Here is a 19,426-nt window from a genome sequence, read left to right as displayed (position 1 = left end):
GGTCATTCGGCCGCCAGTGGCTCCTTATTGGCATAGTATTGGGCTGCCTGGTCGATTTCCTCGGGCGTCATCGCGCGAGCGACATTGCGCATCTGGCTGCTGATGTCGTTCTGCCGTGAGCCGGATATAAAGGCCAGAAGCTGGGTCTTCAGATACAGTTCCGACTGACCCTCGAGCCAGGGGCTGCCGAGCTTGTTCTCGATGCTGCCATGGCAAGAACCGCAAGGCGCAATGCCGCGCGTCGGCGCGCCGCTCGCGACGATCCGCGGCACAGGATTGCTGCCTGACGGATGAAAGCCTGGAAGGCGCGGCAGGTAGGAATAATAGGCCGCCAGATCCTGCATGTCCTGCTCGGTCAGCTTCACGGCAAACGGGCTCATGACGGCGTTGACACGCACACCGTCCTTGAAGTCACGAAGCTGCTTGTAGACGACGCTTGCGTATTGTCCCGCAAGGTTGGGAGAGTCGGCACGACTGACGCCCGTGGGGCCGTGACAGATCGCGCATTGCTGGGCCAGTGTAGCGCCCCGCCCGATCGCCTCCTCGTCCCGCTTTCTCGGCACCGCCGTCGCGATCTTGACCAGGGATGTCTTATAATCCGGCGTGATCGTTTCGGAAGGCGTTCCCGGCCGCGGCAATCCCGCGGCCCGACAGATGGAATCCCAGATGCCCGCTACCTGACCTCCTGCCTCCAGGCGCGGCAGCAGCACAAAGCCCAAACCTGCTGCTACGACAAAGATGCCCGCGGTGACGGTCACGCTCGTGACCGTCCAGCGATTGCGGAAGCTGATCATCTTTTCGCGAGGCATCATCGTTCTCCCACATAGACTGCGGGCACAGATGTATCGTCACGCACGGCGAGCTGAAGGATTGGATATCCGTAATTCGTAATGGTCAGCCCGATCATCAGAGCGATCCAGAGACCGTAGCTGTTAAGCGCAGCAGGCACCCTGGTCGGCGGATGGACGGCGATCGCGAAGCGATATTCCTCGGGCTCTTGCCGCACCGAAAACTGCGTGCGGACCAGAATGGCAATGAAGAGAATTCCCGCCGCGACGAGAATGAACCCGCCGAAGACGGAGAACACGACCGATAGGGCCTCGTTGGCGAGCGCCGGATCGGTATAGTCGAAGAACGACATTCGGCGTGGCATGCCGAGAATGCCGACATAGTGCCAGGGAAATGTCGTCACGATCATCCCGATGAACCAGAGCCAGAGCTGCAGCCTGACGAGCCCGAGGCTGACGATCTGTCGACCGGTCAAATGGGGCCAGAGATCATAGGCGATCGCAAAATACATGATGACGATGGCGCCGCCGAAGATGAGATGGAAGTGCCCTGTTATCCACTGCGTATTGTGGATCGACGCGTCGAGCTGGTAGCTCATGTTGATGAGCCCGCCCGCCCCGCCGAAACCGAGCATGATGAAGGAGAATGTCACGGCCAGCATCATGGGGTTGCGCCACGGCAGGACCTTCAGCCAACCGAACATGCCACGGCCGCCGCGCGCGCGGGCGGCGATCTCTATCGACGCGCAGATGGTAAAGACGGTCAAGAGTGTCGGAAGCGCAACGAGCGCGGTGAAAGCGGAGTGGATGAACTTGAAGCCTGCGCCGACCTGCGGATCGGCAAACGCGTGGTGGATGCCGATCGGCATCGCGACGACCAGGAACAGGATGAAGGAAATCCGCGCCATCGTATCGCTGTAGATCCGCCCGCCGATCGACCGCGGCACGATCGTGTAATAGGCGATATAGGTCGGCATCAGCCAGAAGTAGACGATGGCGTGCAATGTCCACGAGAAGAACACGCGGGCAAGACCTGCATCGATCGTCGACTTGAAGCCCAATGCTACGGGAATGATCTGCAGCAGAAGTTCGAGCGCCGCACCGACCGCAGTCCAGCCCCAAAGATAGGAGCCTGCGACATTGGCAAACATCGCCAGCGGGACGGGAGCGCCCGGGTTGGCCTTTTTCCAGATGCCCAGATTGACGGACATCAACGCCACCCAGATCCAGGAACCGACGACGACCATCACGACGCCGATATAGTAGAATGGATTGCCGATCAGCGGCGGATAGAATGTATAAAGAACGGAAGCCATGCCCAGGGCTACCGGAATCATCGCGATGACGGAGCCGACGGCAATCAGCCAGAACCCTGCCCATGCCCAGCGCACACCAACCAGGTTCTGCTTCAGGGAAGACTCGCTGATCGCATAACCGAAGGCCATCGCCACAAGAGTCGGGAATACATAACCCATGACGGTGCCATGCGCCGTCAGCGAGCGATAATACCATTCCGGATTGTTGACCCACGGAGACAACGGGCTGCGGACATACATCTGCCAGGCGCCGAGCAACAGAGCCAATCCGAAAACCGCAAAGGCGAGCCAGAAATGCGCAAGGATCAATCTGCGATTATGGAGCACAGGAAAGCCTCCTCTTGTCCGCCATTTCCGAGAGGAACTGTTGCTTGTCCACGACCTTCACCCTTGCCCACATGCCTTCATGACCGACGCTGCAGAACTCCTGGCAGGGCATCAGGTGGTCGCCGGGGGCTGCAAAGCTTGCCTTCTGGATCGACACGTAACCCGGTACGAGCATCGTATTGATGTTGGTGCCCTGAATGAGGAAGCCGTGCACGACGTCGGCGCTGGTGGCGCGGAAGGTGATCGGCGTCGCGGCCGGTACGACGATACAGGGCGGCGAGAAGGAATATTGCTGGCCGATCGCCCGAACCGTCACCGAGCCGTCAGGCTCGACCGCGCTCCCGAGATTGGACTCGATGAATTCGCCTGCGAGATGGATCGTCGTGGGATCGATGGTCTCGACGGTGGCTTGCGGCATCGTTGCATTGTGAATGCCTGCGAAAGCTGCCATTCCCGCGAGAAAGACGATGATGAGGACTGCAACTGTCGCCCAGCGCCGTTCGACACGCTCCGAGACTGCCGCTGCCTGATTATGCATATCGGTCATCAGCCGCTCCTGGGCACGAACACGAGCAGATAGAAAAGTATCCACATGAGGACGACGATCGCGGTCGCTATCCCCGCTACGGCAAGGGCGCCGTGTGGTCCCTCGGCGACGATCTGTTCGACCAAGGCGTTGTCAGGAGCGTCTGCTGGATCTTCCGAATTGATCATGGCGTCCTCATTGAAGTGGAGCAGAACGAAGTTTGTTCGCCTCGGCGGCAGTGACCGGCGTGCCGCGATTACCCCATGCGGTCCGGATGTAGGAGACGACGGCCGCCACCTCGTCGTCCGAAAGTGTTACCGCAAAGGGCGGCATGCCGTGCGGCATGGGGTTCTTTTCGGTCGCAGGCGGATAGCCGCCATTGAGCACCATGCGGATGCCGTTGACTGCCGATTCCATCTGGATCGACTGATTGCCGGCGAGCAGCGGATAATGCGGCGGTCGGCCTTCGCCCTGGGCGCCATGACAGCTGGCGCACTGCTTGTCATAGACTGATTTGCCGAGACTGATCAGAAGACTCGCCTCTTCCGTCCTGACGGAGGAGCGAGGCGGTGTGGGTTGGTCCTGCGCGATGCTCTTCAGGTAGACGGCCATGGCGCGGATGTCTTCGTCCGTCATGTACTGGAGACTATTGAAGACCACCTCCGCCATCGGGCCATAGACAGCGCCCCGCGTCGAGATACCTTTCTGCAGGAGATCGGAGATCTCCTCGATCGACCAGTCGCCAAGCCCGGCCTCCTTGTTGGAGGTCAGCGATGGCGCATACCAGTCCTGCATCGGAATCAGTCCGCCCTGGAAGGCTTCCGATTCACGGCTTCCGCCAAGCGCGTTGATCGGCGTATGGCACATGCCGCAATGTCCGAGCCCTTCGACCAGATAGGCCCCCCGGTTCCATTCCTCTGACTGTTTGGCATCCGGCGTGAACTCGCCTTCCTTGAAGAACAACGTCCGCCACCCGAGAATGAGAGAGCGGTTGTTATAGGGAAAGTCGAGCTCATGCGGACGGTTCGGTTGATGCACCGGCGTGATCGTCTTCAGATAGGCAAAGATCGCGTCACTGTCTTCGCGGGTGACCTTGGTATAGGAGGCAAACGGCATCGCGGGATAAAGCAGGCCCCCGTCCGGATAACGGCCATGATGCATCGTGTTGTAGAAGTCGTCGGCAGACCATCGGCCGATACCCGTCTCATCCGGCGTGATGTTCGATGTATAAAGCGTGCCGAAAGGCGTCGGCATGGCTCGCCCGCCTGAAAAGAGCTTTCCGTCGGGCGCCGTATGGCAAGCAACGCAGTCTCCGGCGCGCGCGAGATATTCTCCCTTTTTGACCACATCGGAGGAAGCGTCCTGCGGGGACTGCGCTGCGACCGGGGAAAGAGCCGCAACAAACGCCACCAGGGCAAGGGCGGGCAAAATTCTCAGATGCGCGCTCATGGCTTATTGCCCTCCGGCTGGCTGCCACATGCAAAAGGCAGAGAATAGGATCCGGCAGGAGACGGCGCGGGATCTGCGGGCTGAGGCTGATTGGCGAGATAGGCGGCGACGGCACGCACATCGTCTTCCGTAAGGTGCCCGGCCACAAGCTGCATGCAGTCAGGCGCGATTGCCGTTCGCGTACCATAGCGCCATCCGCCGAGCTGTGCGCTGATATAGCTTGCCCGCAATCCGAGAAGTCCGGGGATTCCGGGTGACTGCCCCGTCAGGGCACCGCCATGACAGCTGACGCAGGCCGGAATCGAGCGGTCGAGGTCGCCCTGCGTGACGAGCGCATGCCCGTGATCGAGCACCGCCTGACTGACGTCAGGTGGAGACTTTTCGGGCAGAGCCGGCCGCTGGTCGGCGAAATACTCGGCAAACTGCCGCAGGTAGTCGTCTGTCAAATAGGCGAGCAGATAGTTCATCGGCGGGTACTTGCGCCTGCCCGATTTGAAGGCTTCCAGCTGGTTATGGAGATATCCTGCAGGCTTACCCGCAAGTCGCGGGAAATAGGGGTCGTTCGTGCCCTTCCCTTCCACACCGTGGCACGGGGTACAGGCTTGAACGCGCTCCGCCATGTCATCCGGATAGGCCTTGGCTTCCTGGGCAGGGGCCATGCTTGCTCCCAGGAAGAAAAGACAGCATGCCAGGAAGGTCTCTCGTATGAGCACTACGTTTCCTCCGGAGCACAAACCACAGGTGAAAAATCTTGATGGGCGAAAACCCGGAAAGGCATGATAGCGACGGGGCAGATTCGATCCGGTCCGCGCCGAATAAGTAGCCGCATTCGACAATCCTCGCCTTGACAGAAATCAAGAAAGTACGCGAACCGCTTGATATTGGCGATTTTTTATATGGACGAAATCGCCCTCTTTCGATCTGCTTTCGGGACCGGCGACCGGCCTTCGCCCCCTTGTGGGAAAGACTTAGCGATGTGATCGTCAGCCTTCGAAGATCGAATAGCCGATATCGCGCAGATGATCCGGATCGGCAATCGCATCGACCGTCGAGATCCTGTCGCCCTCGAAGCCCAGCGCCAGCACAACGCGCAACTGCCCGTGGATGAAAACAACAAGACCGATTTCGCCATCGACAAGTGCAGCTTTCGCCGACGTCGCCCGTCCCTTGAAGTTTTCGGCGACGGCTTGAGCGCCGTGAAGCGGAGTGACGTCCCCGAGCTGGATCGCGGTCGCATCCGGCCGGAAGACCGCATCCGGCGTGAGCACTGCAATCAGCCCCGCCAGATCGCCGTTGCGCGAGGCGAGGAGGAAAGCCTCGGCAATGCTCCGCTTCCGCGTAAGGTCGACATCAGGCGTTTCCGGTTGCCCCAGCACCCGGCGCCGGGCGCGGCTGGCAAGCTGCCGGGTGGCGGCAGCACTTCGCCCGATGACTGCGGCAATTTCCTCGAACGGGAGATCGAACATGTCGTGCAGCACGAAGGCAACGCGTTCAGCCGGCGAAAGCGTTTGCAGGACCACGAGCAAGGCGATGCCGACGGAATCGGCGAAGGCTGCCTCCCGTTCCGGATTGCTGGCAATATCGACAATCGCGCCATGCGCCGGCAGGTCGAGCGGCTCTTCATGGCGCGTCTTGCGCGAGCGCAGCATGTCGAGACAAATGCGCGCCACGACTGTCGTCAACCAGCCGCCGAGATTATCGACACTGCCTCTGTCCGATCTTGTCAGGCGCAACCATGCCTCTTGCACTGCATCCTCCGCCTCCGCCCGGGAGCCGAGCATGCGGAAGGCGACGGCCCGCAGATGCCCACGGTTCGCCTCGAATTCCTCGGCCAGCCATCTTTTCTCGTCCATCGATCCATTCCTTATCCTGTTGCATCAAAGACCATGACGAACGGAAGCGGGACGATGTGACAGGAGCGGAATCACATCAAGCCCATGAAATTCTACTGGCGACTTGACCTGCCGCATTTTTCATTGGCTGATGGCGCGTATATCCCTCCCAATGGTGTTTCCCGATGTCCTCCCGATTTGATAGTTCCAGACAATATGCCGCCTTCCTGTTCGACATGGATGGCACGATCCTGAGCTCGACGGCGTCAGCAGAGCGCGTCTGGGGACGCTGGGCGGAGCGGCACGGGCTGGATGTAGAAAAATTCCTGCCGATTATGCACGGATCACGAGGTATCGACACGATCCGGCGGCTGAACCTTCCCGGCGTTGATGCAGAAGCAGAAGCTGCGCAGATCACCGAAGAGGAAATCCAGGATGTCGAAGGCGTCATCGCGCTGCCGGGTGCCGCCGATTTTTTGGCTTCGCTGCCGCCAAACCGGTGGACGATCGTCACCTCTTCACCGCGTCGCCTTGCTGAGCGACGGCTCGAGGCAGCCGGCCTTCCGATGCCGCAGGCGATCGTGACGGCGGAAGATGTGACCGTCGGCAAGCCCGACCCGCAATGCTATATCCTCGGCGCGGAGAAGCTCGGTTTTGCAACGCATGAATGCCTGGTCTTTGAAGACGTCGAAGCCGGCGTAAAGGCAGGAGCGGCAGCCGGCGCCGATGTCATGGTCATCACGGCCGCCGGTCACAAGCATTCGCTGAAAGGTTATCCAGAGATCGAACATTATGCCGATGCGACCGTTGTCATTGCTGACAGCGGCCACCTTTCGATCAAGTTCTGAGTGCCTGCCGCACAGCCGAAAGGAATTCCCATGAAGCCGGAAATTGTCTGCCTGATGATGTCGTCGCTCGACGGCGGCCTGCATCCGAGCAAATGGACCGAAAGCCCCGATGGCGGACGCAAGGAATGGTCGGCGCTCTATCAGCAGATCCATGAAGAACTGCAGGGCGACGCCTGGATTGTCGGGCGCGTGACAATGGCCGAAATGGCGAAGGGAGGGCCGCATCCGCCACAATCTGCCGGCTCTGTCGAACGGCCGAACCATTTTGCCGATCGCAAGTCAAACAATTACGCGATCGCACTCGACACGTCGGGCAAGCTGCATTTCACGCGAGCAGATATTGAAGGCGACCATATCGTCGTCATCCTCGGCAATACCGTGCCGGACAACCATCTCGCAGAACTCGCTGCCGACGGCATCTCCTACATCGTTTCGCCATCAGTGGATATCGACCTGCCCGCAGCGCTCGATGTGCTGGAGAAGGAACTCGGCATCCGCAAACTTCTGCTCGAAGGCGGAGCCGCGATCAACGGAGCCTTCTTTGCCGCTGATCTTATCGACGAACTCTATCTGCTTGTCGCGCCGGCTCTCGACGGTAGCGGCGGCCAGCCTATCGTCACCTTCGAAGGCGGATTGGCGGGCAAGACACAACTCTCGCTGATTTCGGCCGAGACGAAAGACAACGGCGCCGTCGCCTTGCGATACAAAGTCCGCACCCGATAGCGATTGCGGACAGCCACAGGTACGAGGCCGATAGATCCCCGCCCCCAACCACCTCTGAGCCTGATATCGTTGTCGCCGGCGCAGGAGCCCGGGATTGGAACTTCAAGGCGTTTGAGAGCCTGTGGGCTGCTGGCGAAACGGCCTTGACGATGGCCGTTCATTCCTGACGTAGCAGATGCTCAGGTGTCTCATCTTTTTACGCTGCCCTCGTCACACTCTCTGCCCCTGGTCCGTCAAGTCCATGACGAACGAAACCGGCAACTGCCCGGCTTTGCGTCAAACGGAACACGTCATCAGGAGACTGAACATGCAAGAGAGAATGGGAAATCCAGCCCTCGTCATCCCCGACGCCATGCAGGCACTGAATGCCCTCGGCAAACTGCCGGTTACGGTCGGCCTTGCGCCGGGATTTCTGGAGATCATCTATCTGCGCGCCAGCCAGATCAACGGCTGCAGCGTCTGCATCGATGGACATTGGCGCATTGCCCGCAAGCACGGCGAGACTGATGAGCGGCTGTTTGCCGTGGCCGGCTGGCGCGAAGCCCCCTACTACAGCGACGCCGAACGCGCCGCGCTGGCACTGGCCGAAGCCGTCACCCGCCTCAGCGACCGAGCCGATCCGGTGCCGGATGAGGTCTGGGAGGAATGCACGCGCCATTACGATGGCAAGAGCCTTGCGGCCCTCGTCATCGCAATTGCCAATATCAATGTCTGGAACCGGCTGAACGTCGCCACCCGGCAGGTCGCGGGACAGTGGAAGCCGTGATCGACGGCTTCCAACCGATCAGATGATACCACCGCCGCCGGAGACGGAGGCGGGACGCTCAGCGGCTACCTTTTTGCGGTAGCCGCTGGTGCGGTAGGCAGCGATCGGGTCGATCGCACCGCCCGCGCGGCGGCGCGCTTCGGCCAGAATCGGCTCGACATCGGCGCGGTAGGCGCGCTTCAGCGTTTCCGACGCCATCAGCGCGTCATTGTCCTGCTGATAACCGTCGAGCGCCTTACGGTCGACGATCAGGGCCTGCGCATAGGCACGGCGGATTTCGTTGGCGCTGTTGATCAGGCTTTCGATCGGATCCGTCACATTATGCGACTGGTCGATCATATGGGCCGGATGGAAATCGTTGACGCCGCGCTGTTCGGCATCGACGAGCTCGTTGAAAACGAGGAACAGGCGATAGGGCTCGATCGAACCAGCATCGAGATCGTCGTCACCATATTTCGAGTCGTTGAAATGGAAGCCGCCGAGCTTGCCGAACTGGATAAGACGGGCGACGATCATTTCGATATTGGTATTCGGTGCGTGATGACCGAGGTCGACAAGGCAATAGGCCTTGGGACCGAGCGTCTGGGCGATCAGATAGTTGGTGCCCCAATCCTGCACGATCGTCGAGTAGAAGGCTGGCTCGTACATCTTGTGTTCGGAAAAGAGCCGCCAATCGTCCGGCAGCGCCTTGTAAATATCAGCCATCGAGGCGAGATAACGCTCAAACGCCTTGGTGAAGTTGCTCTGGCCGGGAAAGTTGGAACCGTCGCCGATCCAGACGGTGAGCGCCTTGGAGCCGATCGCCTTGCCGATCTCGATGCATTCGATGTTATGTTCGATCGCCTGTTGCCGGGTCGCCGCATCTGTGTGGCTGAGCGAACCATATTTATAGGTCAGCTTCTGGCCGGGCGCATCGGAGAAGGTGTTGGAGTTCATCGCGTCGAAACCGAGGCCGAGCGCATCGCCCTTCGCCTTCAGATCCTTAACATCGGTCTTGTCCCAGGGGATATGCAGGGAAACGGTCGGCGTTGCCTGCGTCAGCTGGTTGATGACGGCGCAATCGTCGAGCTTGTCGAAGATACCGCGCGGCTCGCCGGTGCCCGGGAATCGTGCAAAGCGCGTGCCCCCGGTGCCCACGCCCCAGGAGGGCACGGCCACGGTGAATTCCGAGACCTTGCGGGTGATCGCCTCGATATCGACGCCGCGACGGGCGAGTGTGGCGCCAAGCGCTTCGTAGTCAGCCTTCAGCGCGCCAGCACGCTTGTCGTTTTCCGCTGCGACCAGATCCGGCGCAATCCTGAATTCAGCCATGTCTTCCTCCCAGAGATTTTGTTGCGGCGGGCAATACCCGCCGCTCGCTATCAGCGCGTGAAGCTTTGAACATTGCCGGCATCGACATTGATGATATTGCCGGTCGACTTGGCCGAAAGATCGGATGCCAGGAAGTAGACGGCTTCGGCGATGTCTTCCGGGAAGACGTTGAGCTTCAGCATGGAACGCTTGCGGTAATGTTCCTCGAGATCGTCCACTTCGATCTTTGAAGAAGCCGCGCGCTGTTCACGCCATTCGCCGCTCCAAATCTTCGAGCCGCGGAGCACAGCATCCGGATTGACGGTGTTGACGCGGATGCCGGCCTCTGCGCCTTCGAGCGCCAGGCAACGGGCAAGGTGGATTTCGGCAGCCTTTGCCGTGCAATAGGCGGCCGCATTCGGTGAAGCGGCAAGACCATTCTTCGATGCAATGAAGACGACGTTGCCGCCAAGCGCCTGACGGCGGAAGAGACGGAAAGCCTCGCGCGAAACGAGGAAATAGCCGGTCGCCAGAATGTCGATATTGCGATTCCACGTCGAAAGCTCTGTCGTCTCGATCGGCGCCGAAGACGCGATGCCGGCATTCGAAACGAGGATATCGATGCCGCCGAACTCGACGCAGGATTCGGCGAAGGAAGAGATGACTCCGTCTTCCTTGGTAACGTCGAGCTTCAGAGTGCGCACCGCATCCGCGCCGTACTTCTTCACGAATTCGGCTTCGGTCGATTCAAGTGCGGCCTGATCGATATCGGCAAGTACCACGCAGGCGCCCTCGCCGACGAGGCGCGCAGCCGTGGCGCGGCCGATACCGCCGGCGCCGCCGGTCACGAAGGCGACCTTGCCTGCCAGGCTCTTCGGCTTCGGCATGCGCTGCAGCTTGGCTTCTTCAAGCAGCCAGTATTCGATATCGAAGGCTTCCTGCTCCGGCAGGCCCTGATATTCTGACACCGTCGAGGAACCGCGCATCACGTTGATTGCGTTGACATAGAATTCGCTGGCGATACGAGCCGTCGCCTTGTCCCGGGCAAAGGACAGCATGCCGACGCCCGGCACCAGGAAGATGACCGGATTGGCGTCACGCATGGCAGGCGAATTGGCGTGCTTGCAGGCATTGTAGTAGCGCGCGTAATCGGCGCGATAATCTTCAAGCGCCTTGTCGAGGCCGGCGATGATGGCATCGACATCAGGCTTTGCCGGATCGAGATCGACGATCAGCGGGCGGATCTTGGTGCGCAGGAAGTGGTCAGGGCAGCTGGTGCCGAGCGCACCAAGCGGGCGCAGGTCCTTCGAATTGACGAATTCAAGCACGGCGTCCTGATCATCGAAGTGTCCGAGCTTGCGCTCCTGCTTGCCGATACGGCCGCGGATTTCCGGCATCAGGCGGGCGGCAATGGCGCGGCGCTCTGCTACCGGCAGGCTCTGCACGACGGCACCGCCGAAGATCGTCTTGGCTTCGGTCTGGCCGGCGAACCATTCGATCGCCTTGTTGATGATATCGAGCGTCAGTTCGTAGCAGGCCTTGGCATCGTTTGCCCAGGTGAAGAGGCCGTGGCTCTCGAGCACGACACCCTTAGCGGTGGGGTTCGCCTTGACGAAAGCTTCAAGGTCGAGGCCGAGTTGGAAGCCCGGGCGGCGCCACGGTAGCCAGCCGATCGCGTCACCGAAGATCTGCTTGGTCAGTTCCTTGGAGTTTTTGGAGGCGGCGATGGCGATGATCGCGTCCGGATGCATGTGGTCGACATGCGTAAAGGGCACGAAACCATGCAGCGGCGTGTCGATCGAAGCGGCGCGGGCATTGAGGTTGAAAGTGCAATGCGGCAGGAAGCCGACCATGCGGTCTTCGTCTTCGACGCCCTTGTAGATGCCTTTCAGCGATTCCAGCTTGTCCTGATAAAGTGTCGCGAAACCGTCGAGCTTGATCGTGCCGACATCACCGCCCGAGCCCTTGACCCAGAGAACCTGAACCTTGCCGCCGCTTAGCGGGTCGGTTTCCATGACCTTGGCCGACGTGTTGCCGCCACCATAATTGGTGATGCGCTTGTCGGCACCGAGCAGATTCGAGCGATAGAGAAGCTTGCCGGGCTCATCGAGGCCCGCCGCATAAGCATCATCCCACCGGTTCTCGAGAAGTCGAACCTTTGCCGCCATGTCATCCTCCCATATAGGCTTGTGTATAGGCCTGCGGGCGCCGCGATAAGCACGCCCTTTCGCTCACGGTATCGCGCATCAAAATGGCGCTTGTCAATCGAAAACGATCAAATTCGATTATGTTGCATCGCAATATGAAAATTTATGATCGTTTCTGATTGACAGGCTTTAACGGATACGAAATAAATATGACAAGAGGAGGAGCCCAATGCACGAACGCGAACGCCATCGCATTATCTTAAGCGCCGTCCAGGAAAAGTCCGTCGTTACGATTCAGGACATTTCCGAGCTGACGGACGCTTCTGAAGCGACGATCAGGCGCGACATTGCGGCTCTTCACGTGCAGGGTAAGATCCGGCGCGTTCGTGGCGGCGCGGAGGCTGTGCACCCGCCGCAGCTTGGAAATCTTGCAGGACGCCCGTTCAGGGTTTCAGAATCGGTCAACATCGATAAAAAGCGCTCAATCGCGCGTGCAGCCGTCGATCTCTGTGAAGCGGGCGACGCCATCATCATCAATGGCGGCACCACGACCTTCCAGATGGTGCATTACATGGCCGGCCATCGCATGCAGGTCATGACCAATTCCTTCGCCATTGCCGAACATCTGGTGAAGCATTCCAAGAACAGTGTGACAGTGCCGGGCGGCGCGATCTATCGCGAGCAGAGCCTGATCCTGTCGCCCTTCGACAATGATGCGATCCGCAATTTTTATGCGCGGCGCATGTTCATCGGCGCCCAGGGCGTCGGCCCGCTCGGCATCATGGAGGCGGATGCCCTCATCATCCAGAGCGAGCAGAAACTGATGCACCAGGCCGATGAACTCATCGTCATGGTCGATTCAAGCAAATTCAATCGCCGGTCGAGCCTCATTCTTTGCCCGCTCGACCGCGTATCTGTGGTCATCACCGACGACGGCATCTCGGAAGAAGCGGCTCGCATGATCGAGAATGCCGGCGTCCGGCTCGTCGTGGCAAGCGCGGTGGCCCAGGCTGTGAAGGAGGATTCCTCGTCGGTCGCATGAGGCGTCGGCGAGGTGTGGAAGTCTAAATCTTAGTGGGAGGACATGACATGAAACTTGCAAAGACACTTGCAATCGGTGTGGCTTTTGCCGTCGCCATGATGGCTGGCGCCGCAAGCGCCAAGGACATCAAGATCGGCCTCGTCGTAAAGTCGCTCGGCAACGGCTTCTTCGACGCCGCCAACAAGGGTGCCCAGGAAGCAGCCAAGGAACTCGGCGGCGTGGAAGTCATCTACACCGGCCCGACGAGCACGACGGCCGAAGGCCAGATCGAAGTGATCAACTCGCTAATCGCTCAGGGCGTCGATGCCATCGCGATCTCGGCGAATGACCCCGACGCCGTCGTTCCGGCGCTGAAGAAGGCTACCCAGCGCGGTATCAAGGTTATTTCCTGGGACTCCGGCGTTGCTCCGGAAGGCCGCATCCTGCAGCTCAACCCGTCTTCGAACGAGCTGATCGGCAAGATGTGCCTGACGCTCGCCAAGGATCATCTTGATGGCGGCAAGGGTGACTTCGCCATCCTGTCTGCAACGACGACCTCGACCAACCAGAACATCTGGATCGACCAGATGAAGAAGCAGCTCAAGGACTTCCCGGGCCTGAACCTCGTCACCACCGTCTACGGCGACGACCTCTCGGACAAGTCCTATCGTGAAGCCGAAGGCCTCCTGAAGTCCAACCCGAACGTCAAGGTCATCGTCGCTCCGACGACGGTCGGCGTTCTCGCTGCCTCCAAGGTTGTCGAAGACAAGGGTCTGGTCGGCAAGGTCTACGTGACCGGTCTCGGCCTGCCCTCTGAAATGGCTGGAGCGATCAAGTCGGGTGCCACGAAGGAATTCGCCATCTGGAACCCGATCGATCTCGGCTACTCTGCAACGCAGATCGCCTATCACCTTGCAAAGGGTGATGCCGATGGCAAGCCGGGCAGCGAAATCGAGGCCGGCCGCATGGGCAAGATCAAGATCGGCGACAATGGCGAAGCCGCGATGGCCGACCCCTTCGTCTACAATGCCTCGAACATCGACCAGTTCTCCAAGGTCTTCTGATTTCAGAGATCATGAACGGACACCCGGCGGCTCTGCCGCCGGGCTTCTCTTTCGATGGTGGTAAGCTTGCTGATGTCCTCTGCCCTTCAACACCCTGTCGCGGATCAAAAAACCGATGACGCATCCGCCATTCTGGAAATGCGCGGCATCTCGCAGATCTTTCCGGGCGTGAAGGCGCTCGATAATGTCAGCATCGCGCTTTATCCCGGCAAGGTGACGGCACTGATCGGCGAAAATGGCGCCGGCAAGTCGACGCTCGTCAAGATCCTGACCGGTATCTATCGCCCCAATGAGGGCGAGATCATTGTCGACGGCAACTCGGTGCATTTTGCCACCGCGCAGGCCGCGATCGATGCAGGTGTAACCGCCATCCACCAGGAGACCGTGCTCTTCGACGAACTGTCGGTCGCCGAAAATATCTTCCTCGGCCACGCGCCGCGCACCCGCTGGCGTACGATCGACTGGAGCGAGATGAACAGCCGCTCACGGGCGCTGCTGACCTCGCTTGAAAGCAATATCGATCCAACGATCCGCTTGAAGGACCTCTCGATTGCGCAGCGCCATCTCGTGGCGATCGCTCGCGCTTTGTCGATCGAGGCCCGGATCGTCATCATGGACGAGCCAACGGCTGCGCTGTCGCGCAAGGAAATCGACGATCTCTTCCGCATCGTCGAGGGGTTGAAGGCAAGCGGCAAGGCAATCCTTTTCATCAGCCACAAGTTCGACGAGCTCTACGAGATCGCCGACAATTACGTCGTCTTCCGCGACGGCCGTGCCGTCGGCCACGGAAAGCTCAAGGAAACACCGCAGGACGAAATCGTCCGCATGATGGTCGGGCGTGACGTCGAGAACGCGTTCCCGAAAATCGATGTGGCGATCGGCGGCCCGGTCCTCGAAGTCGAGAAATACAGCCATCGCACCGAATTCCGTGACATTTCCCTGACGCTGCGCAAGGGCGAAATCCTCGGTATCTACGGGCTGATCGGCGCCGGGCGTTCGGAGCTGGCCCAGTCGCTCTTCGGCATCACCAAGCCGCTCTCGGGCAGTTTGACACTTGAAGGCCGTTCAATTTCGATCAACTCGCCGCATGACGCCATCCGCGCCGGCATCGTCTACGTGCCGGAAGAGCGCGGCCGGCACGGCCTGGCCCTGCCGATGCCGATCTATCAGAACATGACGCTGCCGTCGTTGACGCGCACCTCACGCAAGGGCTTCCTGCAGGCCGCGGAGGAATTCGCGCTCGCCCGCAAATATGCCGAGCGGCTGGACCTGCGCGCTGCTGCCCTTTCCGTACCGGTCGGCACACTTTCGGGCGGCAACCAGCAGAAGGTCGTCATCGGCAAATGGCTTGCCACCATGCCGAAGGTCATCATTCTCGATGAGCCGACCAAGGGCATCGATATCGGTTCGAAGGCTGCCGTTCATGGCTTCATCAGCGAGCTTGCGGCAGAAGGTCTCTCCATCATCATGATCTCTTCCGAACTGCCCGAGATCATCGGCATGTCGGACCGTGTGCTCGTCATGAAGGAAGGCCTGTCGGCGGGATTCTTCGAACGCGATCAGCTTTCGCCGGAAGCGCTGGTGCGCGCGGCGACCGGAAATGCATGAGGTGACGGGCATGATGAGACTGATCAGAAAACGCGAAACCCTGCTCTTCGCCATCATCGTGGTGATGATTGCCGTGTTCTCGACGCGCGCAGCCGATTTCGCCACACCGGATAATCTCGCCGGCATCTTCAACGATACGGCAATCCTCATCATCCTGGCGCTTGCCCAGATGACGGTGATCCTGACGAAATCGATCGACCTTTCGGTCGCAGCCAACCTCGCCTTTACCGGCATGGCGATCGCGATGATGAACGCCGCCTTTCCCGGACTGCCGCTCATCGTTCTCATCCTTGCGGCAGTTGTGATCGGCGCAGCCCTCGGATCGATCAACGGTTTCCTCGTCTGGCGGCTCGAAATACCGCCGATTGTCGTTACCCTCGGCACCCTCACCATCTATCGCGGCATGGCCTTCGTGCTTTCGGGCGGCGCCTGGGTGAACGCGCATCAGATGACGCCGACCTTCCTTGCCGTTCCTCGCACGCCGATCCTCGGCTTGCCTGTACTGAGCTGGGTCGCCATCATCATCGTCGCGCTGATGTACATGCTCCTGCGCTACAGCCCGTTCGGCCGCTCGGCCTATGCAACCGGCGGCAATCCGACCGCCGCCATTTATGCCGGTATCGATACGGGCAAGACGAAATTCCTGGCCTTCGTGCTCTCAGGCGCGCTCGCCGGTCTTTCCAGCTATCTCTGGGTTTCCCGTTATGCGGTCGCCTATGTTGATATCGCCAACGGTTTCGAACTCGACAGCGTCGCGGCCTGCGTCATCGGCGGCATTTCGATTGCCGGCGGTGTCGGCTCGGTTGCCGGCACGGTGCTCGGCGCGCTCTTCCTCGGTGTCATCAAGAACGCCCTGCCCGTCATCGGCATTTCGCCTTTCACGCAGATGGCGATCTCGGGAACCGTCATCATTCTCGCCGTCGTCTTCAATGCAAGGCGCGAGCGCAATCGCGGCCGCATCATCCTGCGGGATCGCGCAGCAGCGGAGGTCGCAGCATGAGCGCCGTTTCGTCAACACCCGAAAAGCGCGTCATTCCCGATCGCCTCGGCACACCCTTCAAGCGTGTCATGTCAAGCTGGGAAGTGCTGCTCTTCGGTGTGGCCGTCCTGATCTTCATCTTCAATTCCGTAGCTTCGCCCTATTTTCTCGATGCCTGGAATCTCTCTGACGCGACCTTCAACTTCACCGAAAAGGCGATGATCGCCTTTGCAATGGCGCTGCTCGTCATCGCAGGTGAAATCGACCTGTCGGTTGCCGCGATCATCGCGCTTGCTTCCACAGCCATGGGTGCTGCGGCACAGGCCGGCGTCGGCACACCGGGCCTCGTGCTGATCGGCATCGGCACCGGCCTTCTCTGCGGCATCTTCAACGGCGTGCTCGTTTCCGTGCTGAAACTGCCGTCGATCGTCGTCACCATCGGCACAATGAGCCTCTTCCGCGGCATTTCCTACATCGTGCTCGGCGACCAGGCCTATGGAAAATATCCGGCTGATTTCGCCTATTTCGGCCAGGGTTACGTCGTCTGGGTTTTCTCTTTTGAATTCGTTCTGTTCATCGTACTGGCGATCCTTTTCGCCATCCTGCTGCATGCGACGAATTTCGGCCGGCAGGTCTATACGATCGGCAACAATGACTTTGCCGCCCGCTTCTCCGGCATTCCGGTCGAGCGTGTAAAATTCATCCTCTTTCTGCTGACCGGTGTGATGAGCGGCATCGCCGCCGTCTGCCTCACCTCGCGCCTCGGCTCGACGCGCCCGTCGATCGCTCAGGGATGGGAGCTGGAAGTCGTCACCATGGTCGTGCTCGGCGGCATCTCGATCCTCGGCGGTTCCGGCACGATCGGCGGCGTCGTTATCGCCGCCTTCGTCATGGGTCTCGTCACTTTCGGTCTGGGGCTCCTGAACGTACCCGGCATCGTCATGTCGATCTTCATCGGCCTGCTCCTGATCATCACCATCGCGATCCCGATCATCGCCCGCCGCATCAAAGCCATGAGCGCCAAATGACCCTGGAAAAACACGCCTTCAAGATGAAGCTCAATCCTGGCATGGAGGCCGAATACAGGAAACGGCATGACGAGATCTGGCCGGAACTGGTCGATCTGCTGCATCAGTCCGGCGCCAGCGACTATTCGATCCATCTCGACCGCGAGACCAACACGCTTTTCGGCGTGCTGACCCGGCCGCAGGATCACACGATGGCAAGCCTGCCGGACCATCCCGTCATGAAGAAATGGTGGGCGCATATGGCTGACATCATGGCGTCCAATCCCGACAATTCGCCCGTACAGAGCGACCTCGTTACTGTTTTTCATATGCCATGAGCGATTACCGCCGCATCGCCGTTCTCGATATCGGCAAGACAAACGCCAAGGTCGTCGTTCTCGACAGCACGACGGGCGCAGAAATCGCCGTCCGCAAGGAGCCGAATACGGTCATCCGCGACGGCCTTTATCCGCATTATGATATTGAAGCACTCTGGAGCTTCGCTCTCGCCTCGCTGAAAGCCTTTGCGAGCGAGCCGGGTTTCGATGCGATCTCGATCACCACGCATGGCGCGGCCGCCGCCCTGCTCGGCGCAGACGGCAAGCTTGTGATGCCCGTCATCGACTATGAACATGAATACCCACAGGAGATCCGCGACGCCTATGACGCGTTGCGGCCGCCCTTCACCGAAACCTTCTCGCCCCGTCTTTCAATGGGCCTGAATATCGGCGCACAACTCCATTACCAGAAAACGGCTTTTGCCGAAGAGTTCGCCAAGGTCGCAACCATCCTCACCTATGCGCAATATTGGTCGGCACGATTGACCGGCGTGGCGGCAAACGAGGCAACCTCGCTCGGCTGCCACACGGACCTCTGGAACCCGAAGACCGGTGCCTACTCTTCGCTGGTCGATGCGCTTGCCATTCGCGACCGGATGGCGCCGATCCATTCGGCCTTTGATCCACTCGGTCCCGTTCTGCCGGACATTGCCGAAGAAATCGGTCTCTCGGTGCCGGTCTACTGCGGCATCCATGATTCCAATGCTTCGCTCCTGCCGCATCTCGTCGGCCGCGAGGCGCCCTTTACCGTCGTTTCGACCGGGACCTGGGTCATCAATTTCGGCGTCGGCGGGGATCTCGCCCATCTCGACGCCAAGCGCGATGCGCTCGCCAATGTCGATGCCTATGGCCGCGCCGTGCCCTCCTCCCGTTTCATGGGCGGTCGCGAATTCGAAATCCTGTCGGCCGAGATCGGCAAGGTTGGCGACGCTGAGGCAAAAGCTGCTATCGCAGGTGTCGTCGAAAGGGGCATCATGCTGCTGCCGAACGTGGCACCCGGCTCGGGCCCCTTTCCGGGCAAGGTCAGCCGCTGGATCAACGTGGAAGATGCGAGCCGCGACGAACAATATGCCGCTTCCTGCCTCTATCTCGCATTGATGACGGAGGCCTGCCTCGGGCTGATCGGCGCCAAAGGGCCAATCATCGTCGAAGGCCCTTTCGCATTGAACGAGACCTATCTGTCGCTGATTGCCGCAATCACCGGCCGTGATACGATGGCGCTGCCGGGCTCTACCGGCACCAGTCAGGGCGCTGCCCTGCTTGCCGGCATCAAGCCGGTATCCGGGGTGGAAAAACACTTCTCCCCCCAGGCAATTCCAGGCCTGCCCGCCTACCGGGAGCGCTGGTACGCCGCGATGGAATAACAGTCTTTCCAAGACTAGCCTTGTCCACGTCGG

Annotated in this window: 19 protein-coding genes; 10 read left to right on the top strand and 9 right to left on the bottom strand. The window is 60.1% G+C overall.

Features of this window, described 5'->3' with window-relative positions:
- Positions 1-2 precede the first annotated feature (2 nt).
- The 7 genes from LVY75_02425 to LVY75_02395 all read right to left on the bottom strand — a co-directional run bounded on the left by LVY75_02425 (position 3) and on the right by LVY75_02395 (position 6,259).
- Positions 3-809, bottom strand: coding sequence for a cytochrome c4 (locus LVY75_02425; protein ID XAZ21294.1), 807 nt, complete (start codon positions 807-809; stop codon positions 3-5).
- Entirely contained in the window at positions 809-2,431 is a 1,623-nt protein-coding gene (locus LVY75_02420; protein ID XAZ20841.1) for a b(o/a)3-type cytochrome-c oxidase subunit 1, read from the bottom strand. The genes LVY75_02425 and LVY75_02420 overlap by 1 nt, the downstream gene beginning before the upstream one ends.
- Positions 2,421-2,978, bottom strand: a complete 558-nt coding sequence (locus tag LVY75_02415; protein XAZ20840.1) for a cytochrome C oxidase subunit II — start codon at positions 2,976-2,978, stop codon at positions 2,421-2,423. Before LVY75_02415 ends, LVY75_02420 begins: the two co-directional genes overlap by 11 nt.
- Positions 2,978-3,145, bottom strand: a complete 168-nt coding sequence (locus LVY75_02410) for a hypothetical protein (protein ID XAZ20839.1) — start codon at positions 3,143-3,145, stop codon at positions 2,978-2,980. The genes LVY75_02415 and LVY75_02410 overlap by 1 nt, the downstream gene beginning before the upstream one ends.
- A 7-nt stretch (positions 3,146-3,152) precedes the next feature.
- On the bottom strand, positions 3,153-4,406 hold the full coding sequence (locus tag LVY75_02405) for a cytochrome c (protein ID XAZ20838.1): 1,254 nt from the start codon (positions 4,404-4,406) through the stop codon (positions 3,153-3,155).
- The gene (locus LVY75_02400) at positions 4,403-5,065 is read right to left on the bottom strand and encodes a c-type cytochrome (protein XAZ20837.1); all 663 of its coding nucleotides are present in this window, start codon (positions 5,063-5,065) and stop codon (positions 4,403-4,405) included. The genes LVY75_02405 and LVY75_02400 overlap by 4 nt, the downstream gene beginning before the upstream one ends.
- Before the next feature lie 324 nt (positions 5,066-5,389).
- The gene (locus LVY75_02395; GenBank protein XAZ20836.1) at positions 5,390-6,259 is read right to left on the bottom strand and encodes a sigma-70 family RNA polymerase sigma factor; all 870 of its coding nucleotides are present in this window, start codon (positions 6,257-6,259) and stop codon (positions 5,390-5,392) included.
- 164 nt (positions 6,260-6,423) lie between these two features.
- On the opposite strand from LVY75_02395, the gene LVY75_02390 reads away from it, so the two are divergent.
- The 3 genes from LVY75_02390 (at position 6,424) to LVY75_02380 (ending at position 8,575) form a co-directional block, all read left to right on the top strand.
- Entirely contained in the window at positions 6,424-7,086 is a 663-nt protein-coding gene (locus LVY75_02390; protein XAZ20835.1) for an HAD-IA family hydrolase, read from the top strand.
- A 30-nt stretch (positions 7,087-7,116) separates the two neighbouring features.
- On the top strand, positions 7,117-7,809 hold the full coding sequence (locus tag LVY75_02385) for a RibD family protein (GenBank protein ID XAZ20834.1): 693 nt from the start codon (positions 7,117-7,119) through the stop codon (positions 7,807-7,809).
- 307 nt (positions 7,810-8,116) lie between these two features.
- Positions 8,117-8,575: a carboxymuconolactone decarboxylase family protein gene (locus tag LVY75_02380; GenBank protein XAZ20833.1), complete on the top strand. Its 459-nt coding sequence runs from the start codon at positions 8,117-8,119 to the stop codon at positions 8,573-8,575.
- 18 nt (positions 8,576-8,593) lie between these two features.
- Here the strand turns inward: LVY75_02380 and rhaI are convergent, their stop codons facing one another.
- The gene (rhaI, locus tag LVY75_02375; GenBank protein ID XAZ20832.1) at positions 8,594-9,886 is read right to left on the bottom strand and encodes an L-rhamnose catabolism isomerase; all 1,293 of its coding nucleotides are present in this window, start codon (positions 9,884-9,886) and stop codon (positions 8,594-8,596) included.
- Between the two features lie 50 nt (positions 9,887-9,936).
- Positions 9,937-12,033: a bifunctional rhamnulose-1-phosphate aldolase/short-chain dehydrogenase gene (locus tag LVY75_02370; GenBank protein ID XAZ20831.1), complete on the bottom strand. Its 2,097-nt coding sequence runs from the start codon at positions 12,031-12,033 to the stop codon at positions 9,937-9,939.
- A gap of 208 nt (positions 12,034-12,241) precedes the next feature.
- On the opposite strand from LVY75_02370, the gene LVY75_02365 reads away from it, so the two are divergent.
- The 7 genes from LVY75_02365 to LVY75_02335 all read left to right on the top strand — a co-directional run bounded on the left by LVY75_02365 (position 12,242) and on the right by LVY75_02335 (position 19,393).
- On the top strand, positions 12,242-13,054 hold the full coding sequence (locus tag LVY75_02365) for a DeoR/GlpR family DNA-binding transcription regulator (protein XAZ20830.1): 813 nt from the start codon (positions 12,242-12,244) through the stop codon (positions 13,052-13,054).
- 47 nt (positions 13,055-13,101) lie between these two features.
- A complete protein-coding gene (gene rhaS / locus LVY75_02360) occupies positions 13,102-14,097 on the top strand; it encodes a rhamnose ABC transporter substrate-binding protein (protein XAZ20829.1) in 996 nt (331 codons plus the stop codon).
- Between the two features lie 72 nt (positions 14,098-14,169).
- On the top strand, positions 14,170-15,705 hold the full coding sequence (locus tag LVY75_02355; protein ID XAZ20828.1) for a sugar ABC transporter ATP-binding protein: 1,536 nt from the start codon (positions 14,170-14,172) through the stop codon (positions 15,703-15,705).
- A gap of 10 nt (positions 15,706-15,715) precedes the next feature.
- Complete coding sequence (locus tag LVY75_02350; protein ID XAZ20827.1) at positions 15,716-16,705, top strand: ABC transporter permease; 990 nt, start codon at positions 15,716-15,718, stop codon at positions 16,703-16,705.
- The gene (locus tag LVY75_02345) at positions 16,702-17,712 is read left to right on the top strand and encodes an ABC transporter permease (GenBank protein ID XAZ20826.1); all 1,011 of its coding nucleotides are present in this window, start codon (positions 16,702-16,704) and stop codon (positions 17,710-17,712) included. Before LVY75_02350 ends, LVY75_02345 begins: the two co-directional genes overlap by 4 nt.
- Entirely contained in the window at positions 17,709-18,029 is a 321-nt protein-coding gene (gene rhaM, locus LVY75_02340; GenBank protein XAZ20825.1) for an L-rhamnose mutarotase, read from the top strand. The genes LVY75_02345 and rhaM overlap by 4 nt, the downstream gene beginning before the upstream one ends.
- Entirely contained in the window at positions 18,026-19,393 is a 1,368-nt protein-coding gene (locus LVY75_02335) for an FGGY-family carbohydrate kinase (protein ID XAZ20824.1), read from the top strand. Before rhaM ends, LVY75_02335 begins: the two co-directional genes overlap by 4 nt.
- Positions 19,394-19,426 lie beyond the last annotated feature (33 nt).

Origin of the sequence: Sinorhizobium sp. B11 (assembly GCA_039725955.1) — a bacterium.
Lineage (GTDB): Bacteria > Pseudomonadota > Alphaproteobacteria > Rhizobiales > Rhizobiaceae > Rhizobium.
Note: the sequence above shows the minus strand (reverse complement) of the source record. Positions and strands in the feature narration are given on the sequence as shown.

Excerpts from the sequence above, each read along its gene's own strand:
- LVY75_02380 (XAZ20833.1), top strand. The coding sequence starts at position 8,117 with ATGCAAGAGAGAATGGGAAATCCAGCCCTCGTCATCCCCGACGCCATG.
- LVY75_02355 (XAZ20828.1), top strand. The coding sequence starts at position 14,170 with ATGTCCTCTGCCCTTCAACACCCTGTCGCGGATCAAAAAACCGATGAC.
- LVY75_02385 (XAZ20834.1), top strand. The coding sequence starts at position 7,117 with ATGAAGCCGGAAATTGTCTGCCTGATGATGTCGTCGCTCGACGGCGGC.
- rhaI (XAZ20832.1), bottom strand. The coding sequence starts at position 9,886 with ATGGCTGAATTCAGGATTGCGCCGGATCTGGTCGCAGCGGAAAACGAC.
- LVY75_02425 (XAZ21294.1), bottom strand. The coding sequence starts at position 809 with ATGCCTCGCGAAAAGATGATCAGCTTCCGCAATCGCTGGACGGTCACG.
- LVY75_02410 (XAZ20839.1), bottom strand. The coding sequence starts at position 3,145 with ATGATCAATTCGGAAGATCCAGCAGACGCTCCTGACAACGCCTTGGTC.
- LVY75_02390 (XAZ20835.1), top strand. The coding sequence starts at position 6,424 with ATGTCCTCCCGATTTGATAGTTCCAGACAATATGCCGCCTTCCTGTTC.
- LVY75_02365 (XAZ20830.1), top strand. The coding sequence starts at position 12,242 with ATGCACGAACGCGAACGCCATCGCATTATCTTAAGCGCCGTCCAGGAA.
- LVY75_02370 (XAZ20831.1), bottom strand. The coding sequence starts at position 12,033 with ATGGCGGCAAAGGTTCGACTTCTCGAGAACCGGTGGGATGATGCTTAT.
- rhaS (XAZ20829.1), top strand. The coding sequence starts at position 13,102 with ATGAAACTTGCAAAGACACTTGCAATCGGTGTGGCTTTTGCCGTCGCC.
- LVY75_02345 (XAZ20826.1), top strand. The coding sequence starts at position 16,702 with ATGAGCGCCGTTTCGTCAACACCCGAAAAGCGCGTCATTCCCGATCGC.
- LVY75_02350 (XAZ20827.1), top strand. The coding sequence starts at position 15,716 with ATGATGAGACTGATCAGAAAACGCGAAACCCTGCTCTTCGCCATCATC.
- LVY75_02395 (XAZ20836.1), bottom strand. The coding sequence starts at position 6,259 with ATGGACGAGAAAAGATGGCTGGCCGAGGAATTCGAGGCGAACCGTGGG.
- LVY75_02335 (XAZ20824.1), top strand. The coding sequence starts at position 18,026 with ATGAGCGATTACCGCCGCATCGCCGTTCTCGATATCGGCAAGACAAAC.
- LVY75_02415 (XAZ20840.1), bottom strand. The coding sequence starts at position 2,978 with ATGACCGATATGCATAATCAGGCAGCGGCAGTCTCGGAGCGTGTCGAA.
- LVY75_02400 (XAZ20837.1), bottom strand. The coding sequence starts at position 5,065 with ATGGCCCCTGCCCAGGAAGCCAAGGCCTATCCGGATGACATGGCGGAG.
- rhaM (XAZ20825.1), top strand. The coding sequence starts at position 17,709 with ATGACCCTGGAAAAACACGCCTTCAAGATGAAGCTCAATCCTGGCATG.
- LVY75_02405 (XAZ20838.1), bottom strand. The coding sequence starts at position 4,406 with ATGAGCGCGCATCTGAGAATTTTGCCCGCCCTTGCCCTGGTGGCGTTT.